This is a genomic window from Bartonella sp. B39, from assembly GCF_053795145.1.
This window is the reverse complement of sequence record NZ_CP200036.1, coordinates 1,067,206-1,080,233: the sequence shown is the minus strand read 5'-3', so window position 1 is coordinate 1,080,233 and position 13,028 is coordinate 1,067,206. Positions and strand designations below refer to the sequence as shown.

The 13,028-nt window shown below is 39.0% G+C and carries 9 protein-coding genes; 6 read left to right on the top strand and 3 right to left on the bottom strand.

Annotated features, from left to right (window positions below; all coding sequences use genetic code 11):
• Positions 1 to 19 precede the first annotated feature (19 nt).
• The 3 genes from glnA to uvrA all read right to left on the bottom strand — a co-directional run bounded on the left by glnA (position 20) and on the right by uvrA (position 5,021).
• On the bottom strand, positions 20 to 1,429 hold the full coding sequence (gene glnA, locus V4P57_RS05090) for a type I glutamate--ammonia ligase (RefSeq protein ID WP_455465525.1): 1,410 nt from the start codon (positions 1,427 to 1,429) through the stop codon (positions 20 to 22).
• 61 nt (positions 1,430 to 1,490) lie between these two features.
• Complete coding sequence (locus V4P57_RS05085) at positions 1,491 to 1,829, bottom strand: P-II family nitrogen regulator (RefSeq protein WP_455465524.1); 339 nt, start codon at positions 1,827 to 1,829, stop codon at positions 1,491 to 1,493.
• A gap of 291 nt (positions 1,830 to 2,120) precedes the next feature.
• On the bottom strand, positions 2,121 to 5,021 hold the full coding sequence (gene uvrA / locus V4P57_RS05080; protein ID WP_455465523.1) for an excinuclease ABC subunit UvrA: 2,901 nt from the start codon (positions 5,019 to 5,021) through the stop codon (positions 2,121 to 2,123).
• A 329-nt stretch (positions 5,022 to 5,350) separates the two neighbouring features.
• Between uvrA and ssb the strand changes: the two genes are divergently transcribed.
• The 6 genes from ssb (at position 5,351) to tgt (ending at position 12,661) form a co-directional block, all read left to right on the top strand.
• Positions 5,351 to 5,869: a single-stranded DNA-binding protein gene (ssb, locus tag V4P57_RS05075; RefSeq protein ID WP_455465522.1), complete on the top strand. Its 519-nt coding sequence runs from the start codon at positions 5,351 to 5,353 to the stop codon at positions 5,867 to 5,869.
• Between the two features lie 223 nt (positions 5,870 to 6,092).
• Complete coding sequence (gyrA, locus tag V4P57_RS05070) at positions 6,093 to 8,873, top strand: DNA gyrase subunit A (RefSeq protein WP_455465521.1); 2,781 nt, start codon at positions 6,093 to 6,095, stop codon at positions 8,871 to 8,873.
• A 26-nt stretch (positions 8,874 to 8,899) separates the two neighbouring features.
• A complete protein-coding gene (gene coaD, locus V4P57_RS05065) occupies positions 8,900 to 9,397 on the top strand; it encodes a pantetheine-phosphate adenylyltransferase (protein WP_455465520.1) in 498 nt (165 codons plus the stop codon).
• Between the two features lie 10 nt (positions 9,398 to 9,407).
• Positions 9,408 to 9,983 carry a peptidylprolyl isomerase gene (locus tag V4P57_RS05060; RefSeq protein ID WP_455465519.1) on the top strand — a complete coding sequence of 192 codons (576 nt, stop codon included), beginning with the start codon at positions 9,408 to 9,410 and terminating at the stop codon, positions 9,981 to 9,983.
• 19 nt (positions 9,984 to 10,002) lie between these two features.
• Positions 10,003 to 10,515 (top strand): peptidylprolyl isomerase, encoded by a 513-nt coding sequence (locus V4P57_RS05055; RefSeq protein ID WP_455465518.1) that lies wholly within the window; start codon positions 10,003 to 10,005, stop codon positions 10,513 to 10,515.
• 1,027 nt (positions 10,516 to 11,542) lie between these two features.
• Positions 11,543 to 12,661, top strand: coding sequence for a tRNA guanosine(34) transglycosylase Tgt (gene tgt / locus V4P57_RS05050; RefSeq protein ID WP_455465517.1), 1,119 nt, complete (start codon positions 11,543 to 11,545; stop codon positions 12,659 to 12,661).
• Positions 12,662 to 13,028: the final 367 nt, after the last annotated feature.

The following is a 13,028-nucleotide window of genomic DNA, read 5'->3' as shown; positions in this document are numbered from 1 at the left end:
AAGAGGGATCTATCATTCTTTAAACAGAATAGTACATATCAAATTCGACGGGATGGGGAGTCGTTTCACAGCGTAAAACTTCTTGCATTTTTATTTGAATGAAGGAATTAATCTGGTCATCATCAAAAACATCACCGGCTTTAAGAAAACCACGATCTTTATCAAGCGCTTCAAGTGCTTCGCGTAGACTTCTTGAGACTGTGGGAATGTCTTTGAGCTCTTTTAAGGGAAGATCGTAAAGATCTTTATCCATAGCCTGTCCAGGATGAATTTTATTTTTGATTCCATCAAGACCAGCCATTAAGAGTGCTGCAAATGCCAGATAGGGATTTGCTGTTGGATCTGGAAAACGCACTTCTACGCGTTTTGAATTTGGAGAAGAGCTCATTGGAATACGGCAAGATGCAGAACGATTGCGTGCAGAATAAGCAAGAAGGACAGGTGCTTCATAACCTGGTACTAAACGCTTATAGGAGTTTGTGGATGGATTAGTGAAGGCGTTGATTGCTTTGGCGTGCTTAATAACACCACCGATGAAGAATAAGCAGGTTTCTGATAGTCCGGCATATTCATTTCCTGCAAAAATTGGTTTACCATCTTTCCAAATGGATATATGAACATGCATGCCTGAGCCGTTATCACCAAAAACTGGTTTTGGCATGAACGTTGCTGTCTTTCCATAGCTGTTTGCTATTTGATGTACGACATATTTAAAAATTTGCATCTTATCAGCTTCGCGAACGAGGGTATCAAAGCGAATACCCAATTCATGCTGACCTGCTGCTACTTCGTGATGATGCTTCTCAACTTGGACACCCATATCTTTCAGTGCTGTGAGCATTTCTGAGCGCATATCTTGGCAGGAATCGATAGGGGGGACAGGAAGATATCCTCCCTTCATTCGTGGGCGATGACCGAGGTTGCCCGTTTCATATTCCGTATCATCATTGGATGGAAGTTCACTGGAATCGAGCTTAAATCCTGTATTGTAAGGATCAGTTTTATATCGCACATCATCAAAGATAAAAAATTCCGCTTCTGGTCCTACATTGATTGTATCTCCGATTCCCAAAGATTTCATATACACTTCAGCTCTCTTGGCGATAGAACGAGGATCCCTACGATAAAACTCTCCAGAAACAGGATCAAGTACGTCACAAAATATGATCAAAGTGGATTGAGCAAAAAAAGGATCGATATGTGCTGTCTCTGGATCTGGCATTAAAACCATATCAGATTCATTAATTGTTTTCCATCCGGAAATTGAAGAACCATCAAACATAACGCCATCGCTAAATGTATTTTCGCTGATTTCTGCGATATCCATTGTGAGGTGGTGCAACTTTCCTCGTGGATCGGTAAAACGTAAATCGACAAAACGGATTTCGTTATCTGCAATCTGTTTGATAATATCTGATGCGGTTATCATATTCAATTTCCTTAATTGGATTGAGGTGGATAAAAACGGTAAAAAATTTTGTCATTATTTGTTAAAGGGCATCGATCCCAGATTCGTCAGTGTCGATACGAATGGCATCATCAATGGAAAAAACAAATATTTTCCCATCTCCGATATGTTTTGTTTGAGCTGCTTTACGTATTGTATCAACGGTTTGTTTCAGTTTTTCATCAGCAACGACAATTTCAATCTTTACTTTAGGTAGAAAATCAACAACATATTGAGCGCCGCGATAAAGTTCTGTATGTTCTTTTTGACGACCAAAACCTTTTGCTTCTGTTACTGTAATACCGTGTAAGCCAATTTTTTGAAGCGCTTCTTTCACTTCATCAAGTTTGAAAGGTTTTATAATGGCTTCAATTTTCTTCATGCTGAAATTATCTCCAACGTTATTTTTTCTTTTTAAACTGCACCACATTATATTGACAACTATAAGATGTCCAACGGATACTTTGTGCACAAAAAGTCAAAAATTATGTTACTAGATATTCTTTGGAGAAAGTTTCTCTTGTAGCATAAAGTGAAGTGCTTTTTTCTTCGGGAAGGAACCTACATGGCTTATAAAGAATAAAAAATAATACAATAATAAGAGACATTTGGTTTTCCTTTTTCTTATTGTACTGCAGTGTCCTTTATAAGAAGAGTGGCTTTAGAAGGGATTTTATAAAGGTTGGCGCAGTAAAATTTTTCTCAGAAATTTTCCTGTATAGGAAGTAGGAATATTGATGATATCTTCAGGACGCCCAGCTGCAACAATTTCACCGCCACGGTCTCCACCTTCTGGTCCTAAATCAATAATCCAGTCGGCTGTCTTTATGACTTCAAGATTATGTTCAATGACTACAACTGTATTACCTTGCTCGACGAGTTCATGCAGCACTTCGAGGAGTTTGGAAATATCATGAAAATGCAAACCCGTTGTTGGTTCATCCAAAATATAGAGTGTACGCCCTGTTGTTTTGCGTGAAAGTTCTTTAGCGAGTTTTACACGTTGAGCTTCACCACCAGAAAGTGTTGTAGCTTGTTGTCCCACTTTGATATAGCCAAGGCCAACTTTACTGAGAGTCTTCATTTTATTGTGAATGGTGGGAACGGCTTGAAAAAATTCTTCGGCCTTTTCGATTGTCATATCCAAAATATCGGCGATGGACTGTTCTTTAAATTTTACTTCAAGTGTTTCTCTATTATAACGTTTTCCTTGGCAGACATCGCAAGTAACATAAACATCAGGTAAAAAGTGCATTTCAATTTTGATGACTCCATCACCTTGACATGCTTCGCAGCGGCCTCCCTTAACATTAAATGAAAAACGTCCTGCTTTATAACCACGGGCTTTTGATTCTGGAAGTTCTGCAAACCATTCGCGAATCGGAGTAAATGTGCCCGTGTAGGTTGCTGGATTAGAACGTGGGGTGCGTCCAATAGGTGCTTGGTTGATATCAATGACCTTATCAAGAAAATCTAATCCTTCAATTTTATCATAGCTTGCGGGGCTATGATAACTTCCCATGATATGATGTGATGCCGCTTTAAAAAGAGTTTCAATAAGGAATGTTGATTTTCCTCCACCTGAAACGCCAGTTATGCATGTGAAGGTTCCAAGAGGAATATCAGCACTGATATTTTTGAGATTATTTCCTCTGGCTCCGATGACTCTGAGTTTTTTCGATTTTGATATTTTGCGTCGTTTAGCAGGCATTGGAACAGCCATTTTTCCTGAAAGATATTGTCCCGTAAGAGAATATGGATTACCCATGATTTCCTGTGGTGTACCTTGCGCTATGATTTCTCCACCATGAACACCTGCGGCAGGGCCAATATCAACGACATGGTCTGCGGTTAGAATGGCATCTTCATCATGTTCAACAACGATAACTGTATTGCCAAGATCACGCAGATGATGCAGCATTTTCAGAAGACGTTCATTATCACGTTGGTGTAAACCAATAGATGGTTCATCTAAAATATAAAGGACACCTGTAAGGCCAGAACCAATTTGAGAGGCTAACCGAATACGTTGACTTTCTCCTCCTGAAAGAGTGCCTGAACTTCGAGATAAGGTAAGATATTCGAGTCCTACATGATTTAAAAAGGCTAAGCGTTCACGAATTTCTTTTAAAATACGCACTGCGATGTTACGTTGTTTTTCAGTCAGATATTGATGAATATTGGCAAACCAATCATCTGCTTTTGAAATAGAAAGTTCTGATATTTGTCCAATATGCATTCCGTGGATTTTTACAGCTAGCGCTTCTGGTTTTAGACGATAACCATGACAAGCCGGACAGGATGAAGAAGACATATAACGCTCGATTTCTTCACGTAACCATGTAGAATCGGTTTCTTTCCATCGCCGCTCCATGTGGGGGATGATTCCTTCAAAGTGTTGAGTCCTTTTACACGAACCTGAATCATTTTTATAGGTAAAGAAGATTTCTTTGCTTTTTGTACCATAGAGAATAGCGTGTTGCGCTTCATCTGAGAGCACACACCATTTATCCGTAAGTTTAAATCCATAAACTTTGCTCAATGATTCTAAGGTTTGGTTATAATATAGTAAAGATAATTTAGACCAAGGTGCAATTGCACCATCTTTTAAGGTAACATTTTTATTTGGCACGATTTTTATCGGGTCTACTGCTTTTTTGATGCCAAGCCCGTCGCAGAGAGGACAAGCGCCAAAAGGATTATTGAATGAAAACAGACGTGGTTCAATTTCAGGGATAGAAAATCCAGAGATGGGACAGGAAAATTTTTCTGAAAAAATAAACCGTTTGTGTGTTTCATTTTTTGATTTATGAACAGATTCTTTTGTGGTTTCATTTTGTGCTAAGGGTTGATCAGCCATTTCAGCGACCGCGATTCCATTTGCTAGGCGTAAACAGGTTTCTATACTGTCTGCTAAGCGAGGGGCAATGTCACTATGTACAACAATGCGGTCTACTACTACATCTACGTCATGTTTATATTTTTTATCAAGAGGAGGAATATCAGGAATTTCATAAAATTTTCCATCAACTTTAGCACGTTGAAATCCTTTTTTTAAAAGCTCTATCAATTCTTTTTTATATTCTCCCTTTCGTCCTCGGATGAGAGGGGCCATAATAAAAATTCGTGTACCTTCTGGTATGGACATAATTTGATCAACCATTTGGCTTACCGTTTGACTTTTAATAGGAAGTCCCGTAGCAGGGGAGTGAGGGACGCCAATACGTGCAAAGAGGAGGCGCATATAATCATGAATTTCAGTGACGGTTCCTACCGTTGAACGAGGGTTGCGGATGGTTGTTTTTTGTTCAATGGAGATGGCTGGGGAAAGACCATCTATTCTATCAACGTCCGGTTTTTGCATCACTTCCAGAAATTGGCGTGCGTAGGCAGAGAGACTTTCAACATAGCGGCGTTGACCTTCGGCGTAAATTGTATCAAAAGCTAAGGATGATTTACCTGATCCAGAAAGTCCCGTGATAACAATCAGTTTGTCACGAGGGAGATCGATATCAATGTTTTTAAGATTATGCTCACGCGCACCGCGAACGGATATGTATTTTTGATGAGTCATATTTTATCCTTGCAAAATACGAAAATTGAGCACCTAAAATAGAATAAAACTGTTTTTTAGAATTACAACGTGTTTAATTGCTCTAACGAAGTTAAAATACAAGTTCTGTGGAAAGTAAAATGTAGGGAAAAGCTTTTTATTCTCTGATGATGGAATAAACTATGCGTTATGATCATCTTTTGTTATAATTAAATCTTATAGTATCTTAAGAGAAGATAGCAAAATCCATATTTAGGATTAACTACGGATATGCAAATGAAAAGGTCAGGATGGTAATGACTGCTATACAACAAAGAGTGTTCGCGAATTAAAATTTTGGAGTTTATGCAATGGCTGGTAGCCTTAATAAAGTTATTTTGATCGGTAATCTTGGTGCGGATCCTGATATCCGCCGTTTAAACTCTGGTGACCAAGTAGCGAATTTGCGCATCGCTACTTCAGAAAGTTGGCGTGATCGTAATACTAATGAGCGAAGAGAACGAACAGAATGGCATAGTGTTGTTATTTTTAATGAAAACCTTATCAGAATTGTGGAGCAATATTTAAAAAAAGGAAGCAAAATCTATATTGAAGGTCAGTTGCAAACACGCAAATGGCAAGATCAAAATGGGAATGATCGTTATACAACAGAAATTGTTTTGCAAAAATACCGTGGTGAATTGCAAATGCTTGATGGACGTGGAGTTGCTGGTGGAGAGCAAATGCCAGGAATCAATCAAGCAAGCGGAAGTTATGGTAGTAGTAGTTTTGGTGACAGTAACTCAGATCAGAGGGGTGGTTTTGGTCAAAATGATAGCAAATTAGAAGAGAGTTTTTCACATAAATTAGATGATGATGTTCCTTTTTGATAATCTTTAAGGCGTGTCATTATTATCGCTTTTTTGGTTTCCGTTTTTTTTAAATTCAGCAAAGTATATTTTATTCATTTTATCTATGATTTTTAAAGATGAATAAATAACATGTTGAAAGTTATTATTAAATTTCTTTTCTGTCGTGGGAGAGAAATTGGCATTTTAGTGTATTTTCGATATAAACAAATTAAAGTGATTCTTTTTTGAAAGTCTTGAAGCTGTGACCGATCTTACTCCACTACCAGAACGTGATGTGCTGACCGGTATTGAACCAGTCAGTATTATTGATGAAATGCAACGCTCCTATCTCGATTATGCGATGAGCGTGATTGTTTCCCGTGCGCTTCCGGATGTACGTGATGGTCTTAAACCTGTTCATCGGCGTATTCTTCACGCCATGAATGAGATGGGGCTTTCTTTCAATAAACCGTATCGTAAATCTGCAGGTGTTGTTGGTGAAGTTATGGGGAAATTTCATCCTCATGGGGATGCTTCAATTTATGATGCATTGGTGCGTATGGCACAAGACTTTTCTTTGAGAAATCCGTTGATTGATGGTCAAGGAAATTTTGGTTCTGTTGATGGTGATCCACCTGCGGCGATGCGCTATACAGAATGTCGTTTGGAAAAAGTTTCACAAGAGCTTTTAGCCGATATTGATAAAGATACTGTTGATTTTCAAGATAATTACGACGGGCGTGAGCGTGAACCAGTAGTCTTACCAGCACGTTTCCCTAATCTTTTGGTCAACGGGTCAGGTGGTATTGCTGTAGGGATGGCAACCAATATTCCTCCCCATAATCTTGCTGAAGTCATTAATGCTTGTATCGCCTTGATTGATAATCCCAATATAACGCTTGATAAAATAATTGAAATTATTCCTGGTCCTGATTTTCCTACTGGTGGTATTATCCTTGGCCATTCCGGTGTCCGTTCTGCTTATGAAACAGGGCGCGGTTCAATCATTATGCGTGCTAAGGTTGATATTGAAGAAATTCGCAGTGGTCGACAGGCAATCATTGTAAGTGAAATACCTTATCAAGTTAATAAAGCGACGATGGTTGAGAAAATGGCCGAATTGGTGCGCGATAAACGCATTGAAGGAATCTCTGATTTGCGTGACGAATCTGATCGTGATGGATATCGCGTCGTTATTGAGCTTAAGAAGGATGTTGTTGCGGAAGTTGTTTTGAACCAATTGTATCGTTATACGCCGCTGCAAACTTCTTTTGGTTGTAATATGGTTGCGTTGAATGGGGGAAAACCTGAGCAGATGACGTTGCTTGATATGCTTCGTGCATTTGTTTCTTTTCGAGAAGAGATTGTAAGTCGACGAACAAAATATCTTTTGCGTAAAGCGCGTGAACGTGCGCATGTTTTGGTTGGTCTTGCACTTGCTGTTGCCAATATCGATGAAATTATAGCGCTCATTCGCAAAGCTCCTGATCCACAGACAGCGCGTTCACAATTAATGGAACGACGTTGGCCGGCTGCTGATGTGGCATCTTTGATTAAGCTTATTGATGATCCCCGTCATATTATTCATAGAGATAGTACTTATAATTTATCTGAAGAACAGGCGCGCGCTATTTTGGAATTGCGCTTACAAAGGTTGACGGCGCTTGGGCGTGATGAAATTGCTGATGAATTGAATAAAATTGGAGTGGATATTGCTGATTATCTTCATATTTTGGCATCACGTTTACGTATCATGGGCATTGTTAAGGATGAGCTAAATGCTCTTCGTGAGGAGTTTGCAACGCCCCGACGCACCATATTTGGTTTTGGTAGTGCTGAGATGGAGTGCGAAGATCTGATCGCGCCGGAAGATATGGTGGTAACGGTTAGTCATAGTGGTTATATTAAGCGTGTACCTCTCAATACATATCGTGCGCAGCGGCGTGGTGGTAAGGGGCGTTCTGGTATGTCCACGAAGGATGAGGATTTTGTAACTCGTTTGTTTGTGGTTAATACGCATACACCGGTTCTTTTCTTTTCGTCGCGTGGGATTGTCTACAAGGAGAAAGTTTGGCGTTTACCACTTGGTACGCCGCAGTCGCGTGGGCGAGCTCTGATCAATATGCTTCCCTTACAGCAAGGTGAGAGAATAACGACTATTATGCCTTTGCCAGAAGGTGAGGCGAGTTGGAGTGCGTTGGATGTTATGTTCGCAACGACGCGTGGAACTGTGCGTCGTAATAAATTATCAGATTTTGTCCAGGTTAATCGTAATGGAAAAATTGCAATGAAACTTGATGAAGAAGGAGATGAAATCCTTTCTGTAGAAACTTGTACAGAACATGATGATGTTGTTTTAACAACGGCTAATGGACAATGTATTCGTTTTCCGGTTGTTGATGTTCGTGTATTTGCAGGGCGTAATTCGGTGGGAGTGCGTGGTATTAATTTGGCTAACGGTGATAAAGTTATTTCAATGACTATTCTAGAGCATGTCGAGGCAACGTCGATTGAGCGTTCTGCTTATGTCAAACGTGTGATGAATGAACGGCGTTCTGCTGGTGCAGATGCTGAAGATATTGTAACTCTTGATGGAGATGACGAGGAAACAGAAACAGAGTTAACAGATGAACGCTATGCGGAACTTAATGCTCGTGAGCAAATGCTTTTGACAGTTAGTGAATTTGGTTATGGAAAACGATCTTCTTCATATGAATTTCGGATTTCGGGACGTGGTGGAAAAGGAATACGTGCAACAGATCCGTCTAAGACGTCTGAAATTGGTAAGTTGGTAGCGGCTTTTCCAGTGAAAGCACAAGATCAAATTATGTTGGTATCAAATGGTGGGCAGCTTATTCGCGTTCCTGTTGATGGTATTCGTATAGCTGGTCGCTCGACCAAGGGAGTGACAATTTTCAATACAGCTGAGGGTGAAAAAGTTGTATCGGTTGAACGTATTTCTGAATCTGAAGATGATGATAACCAATTAGATGATGAAACTGGAGGATATTTTGATGCGGTTGATGTGAGCATAGAGAAATAATTCTGAAGGAGGGGCGGAGTAAAACAATGAAAATTGCTCTTTATGCAGGTTCTTTTGATCCTCTTACAAATGGTCATCTTGATGTTTTGCGAGGCAGTCTCGTTTTGGCCGATAAGGTGATTGTGGCTATAGGTGTGCAGGCTAAAAAAAAAGCACTTTTTAGTTTTGAAGAGCGTGCCGATTTAATTGCTGAGGTAGGGAAGGACTTGTTAAATATAGGTTCTGATAGGTTGCAGGTTCTTTCATTTAATACTCTTTTGATTGATAAAGCTCATGAGATTGGTGCTTCATTTCTTATTCGCGGATTGCGTGATGGTACTGACCTTGATTATGAGATGCAGATGGCGGGAATGAATGGAATCATGGCTCCTGAATTGCAAACTGTCTTTTTGCCAGCGAGTGTTTCTGGGCGTGCGATAACTTCCACATTAGTGCGCCAGATTGCCTCTATGGGAGGTGATGTTGCACCCTTTGTACCCCCAAATGTTGCCCGAGCTTTGCGCTTGAAATTTCAGCATTTATGAGAGAACGATTATGTATCTTAGATTTTTTACTGTTTTGACGTGTATTTTTTGTTTTTTTTCGTTAAGTGCTGTAGCAGATGATTCGAATGTTCTTATTTTATCTCTCAAAAATGGAGATGTGATTATTCGTCTTCGTCCTGATCTGGCACCAAAACATGTTGCACGAATCAAGAGATTAACAAAGGAAGGTTCTTACAACAACGTTGTATTTCATCGCGTTATTCCCGGTTTTATGGCACAGACTGGTGATATACAATTTGGAAAAAAGGATAGTGCAGATTTTGATGCTAAACGCGTTGGTAGTGGTGCTTCAAATTATCCTAATATACCAGCGGAATTTTCAAAGCATCCGTTTAAGCGTGGCACTGTTGGAATGGCACGTGCACAAGACCTAAATTCCGCGAATTCTCAGTTCTTTATTTGTTTTGATGATGCTTCTTTTTTAAACGATCAGTACACTGTTGTTGGAGAGGTCATAAAGGGAATGGACGTTGTTGATAAAATTAAAAAAGGTACCACAGGTAATAATGGATCTGTGAAAAATCCTGATGTTATTAATGCTGCTACTTTACAAGCTGATAGATGATTCAAAGGAGTTTAGCCGTATGTCTGAAATTAAAGATTTAGAAAATATCTTAATTCTTGAAACAACAAAGGGTAGAGTTGTTATTAGGCTGTTTGCTGATTTGGCGCCTTGTCACGTTGCGCGTATTAAAGAGCTTGTGCGTGAAGGTGCTTATGATAATGTTATTTTTCATCGCGTTATTGATGGTTTTATGGCTCAAACAGGAGATGTGCAATTTGGAAAAAAGGATGGTGCAGAATTTAATTTATCGCGTGCTGGTATGGGAGGGGCAAAGAAGCCCAATTTAACAGCAGAGTTTTCGAATCTTTCTCATAAGCGTGGTACAGTTTCCATGGCACGTAGCCAGAATCCAAATTCTGCTAATTCACAGTTTTTTATTTGCTTTGCGGATGCTCCTTGGCTTGATCGTCAATATTCCATATGGGGACAAGTTATTGAAGGTATGGAAAATGTTGATAAAATTAAGCGTGGTGAGCCTGTTATAGAACCTGATGCAATCATTAAAGCTAAAATTTCTGCCGATACGAAATAGTATAAATTATATCGGTTTCTACAGTAATCATTAAGTGGAGGTATTCCCATCTGGTGATTGTCTTGAACATGGTAAAGATCAGTTGTTGCAGCTTAAATCGATAAAATGATTCTGCGGTTGTGCGTTCTCTTCGCATTAAATTTTGTTAGCTATAAGTGCTATTGATTTGTGACAGATGGGTCTGTTTGTTGTTGTTGCCCATGGAATCTTATACTCAAAATTTTGGATATTTAATAGTATTGCTGCTAGTTTATAACCAAGGCATGAATAGCCAATTTAGTTTTATGTTCAGTATACAAAATTCATAGCTTCTTACAGTTGTTCTAAATTTTATATTTTTATGTAAGTGGATTTTTGGGGAAAAATGCCTAGTGTAACACTTTATATTGAGGCTTATTTATTTGAATAAAATGAGTGTTTCTTGAAAGAAGATAAAAGATTTTCGTGTTTATTTCTTCTGAATTTCTTCAATGAAGGGGAGATGGAGGTTTGAGTGTTATGATGGTTAGTTGTAAGTAGTAACAAGGTTTTTTGTTGGTATTTACTGTTATGTATAGCTCTCAATTTTTTTACTTAATTATATTTATACTCAAGTGTGCGTGAGATATTTTAGATAAAAAAGTTATGAAAGTCCTTTTTATAAAAGTAAAGGCTATCTCTAACTCTACTTTGTATTTAAAATATTCGGAAAACTCTTTTATCGCAGTCAAATTTTCTAGGAATTATTGGTAATAAAGGCGTATAAAATAAGGTCGTTATTGTTTGAAACAGAAGCTTTAGGATTTTTGTGAGGACATATAACGGGTATATTGTTAGGTAGAGCCAATATTTTGTACAATTAGATTATTGCTTTTACTATGATGATTGTTTGGTCATAAAACTTAATGTAGCCTACCAAATCCTTTTATGCTGATTACAATATTTAGCGAATCTAGAATCAATCCATAAAGCTTATGATGCCATAAGAAAAGGTATAGTTTTTCTTTCTGTGGTAATGTGAGTTTATGGAATTAAAAAGACGAGAGTGATGATAAAGACATTTCATTATAGAAAAATTTCTCAAGATGGGTGCGCACGGCGGGGCGAAATTATAATGGGACGTGGGTGCATTCGCACACCCGCATTTATGCCTGTTGGAACGGCAGGAACTGTTAAGGCTATGTATATGGATCAGCTACGTGCTCTTGGGGCAGATATCATTTTGGGCAATACTTATCATTTAATGTTGCGTCCAGGAGCTGAGCGTGTTGCCCGTTTAGGGGGCTTACATGAATTTTCACGCTGGTCTGGACCTATTTTAACCGATTCTGGTGGGTTTCAGGTTATGTCACTTGCGGGAATCCGTAAAATTACAGAACAAGGTGTGATTTTTCGCTCTTACATTAATGGAGCGTACTATGAAATGAGTCCAGAGCGCTCTATCGAAATTCAAGAGCTCCTTAATGCGGATATCCAGATGCAGCTGGATCAATGTATTGCATTACCTGCAACTGAAAAAGAAATAGAAGCTGCTATGGAACTTTCATTGCGGTGGGCGCTGCGTTGTAAAAAATCTTTCGGTGATCAGCCAGACAAAGCATTGTTTGGTATTGTTCAAGGCGGTGATAATTTGAAATTGCGTGAACGTTCTGCCCAAGCATTAAAAGAGATGGATTTGAAAGGCTATGCTATTGGAGGGCTTGCCGTTGGCGAACCGCAGAGTGTTATGACAGCCGTATTGGATGCTACTTGTCCAATTTTGCCAGAGGATAAGCCACGTTATCTCATGGGGGTTGGAACGCCTGATGATATTTTAAAAAGTGTTGCTCGCGGTATTGATATGTTTGATTGTGTTATGCCGACGCGTGCGGGACGTCACGGTTTAGCTTTTACGCGCTTTGGTAAAATTAATTTGCGCAATGCGCGTTATGCAGAAGATCCACATCCTCTTGATCCACAGTCTCTTTGTCCTGCTGCATACGATTATAGTTGTGCTTATTTGCATCATTTAATCAAATCTGGTGAATCTCTTGGTGGTATGTTGTTGACTTGGAATAATCTTTTTTATTATCAGCAGCTTATGCAAGGAATTCGTGATGCGATTGAAGAAGGATGTTATGCTGATTTTTGTGCTGAAACGCGCGCTTTATGGATAAAAGGGCGCTAGGGTGTTGACCGTAATTCATGGCGCTTGTCTTTTTCATGTTGCTCGATTTATTTTTCATCAAGAGTTTTTGCTAAATAAAAATGAAGTTACAAATGCTTTTCAAAAGCATAAAACTATACTGGCCTAAAAGATAAATACGCAGTCTTATCGGCATACAATCCCTCCGCGACTGTAATAATAAACAGAAACTGTTACTCCGGTACGCGCTACCTGATCCGGAGCAAAACAGTTTGTTTCTGTTTCTGATGACTGTTTAGATCAACAATATTAATGAGGAGTTAGTGAACCCTTAAAGAAGTATGAAGATTGCATTTTTATAGGGTACTTTGTGTTTTTTACCGTTAAATAATGAAGTTTTAATAAAAGT

Coding starts and splice junctions, on each gene's coding strand:
- glnA (WP_455465525.1), bottom strand. CDS start 1,429: ATGATAACCGCATCAGATATTATCAAACAGATTGCAGATAACGAAATC.
- V4P57_RS05085 (WP_455465524.1), bottom strand. CDS start 1,829: ATGAAGAAAATTGAAGCCATTATAAAACCTTTCAAACTTGATGAAGTG.
- uvrA (WP_455465523.1), bottom strand. CDS start 5,021: ATGACTCATCAAAAATACATATCCGTTCGCGGTGCGCGTGAGCATAAT.
- ssb (WP_455465522.1), top strand. CDS start 5,351: ATGGCTGGTAGCCTTAATAAAGTTATTTTGATCGGTAATCTTGGTGCG.
- coaD (WP_455465520.1), top strand. CDS start 8,900: ATGAAAATTGCTCTTTATGCAGGTTCTTTTGATCCTCTTACAAATGGT.
- V4P57_RS05060 (WP_455465519.1), top strand. CDS start 9,408: ATGTATCTTAGATTTTTTACTGTTTTGACGTGTATTTTTTGTTTTTTT.
- V4P57_RS05055 (WP_455465518.1), top strand. CDS start 10,003: ATGTCTGAAATTAAAGATTTAGAAAATATCTTAATTCTTGAAACAACA.
- tgt (WP_455465517.1), top strand. CDS start 11,543: ATGATAAAGACATTTCATTATAGAAAAATTTCTCAAGATGGGTGCGCA.